Below are 257 nucleotides of genomic sequence, written 5' to 3' on the forward strand. Positions count from 1 at the left end.
ACTTCCAGTCGTTAAACTTGCAGTGGTATAAGTAGCGCTTGTGCCACCTGTTCCGCTGGAAACGTTTGAGTAAGCACCGCCTGTACTGATCTGCCATTGGTACGAATAAGGGCTGGTTCCATTCGACGCAGTGGTTGAAAATGTTGCCGTTTGCCCTGCATCCACCGTGGTGTTAGATGGTGCAGAAGTACTCAGAGCTGCATTAACGGTCAGCGTTGCAGCGCCACTGGTCACGGATGTCGGAACCGCTGCGGAAT

General features: G+C 52.5%; 1 protein-coding gene. It reads right to left on the bottom strand.

From position 1 onward, the window contains the following. The coding region (locus tag Lste_RS19415) for a hypothetical protein (protein WP_202814173.1) at positions 1-257 on the bottom strand (257 nt) is incomplete at both ends.

Source organism: Legionella steelei (assembly GCF_001468005.1).
Lineage (GTDB): Bacteria > Pseudomonadota > Gammaproteobacteria > Legionellales > Legionellaceae > Legionella > Legionella steelei.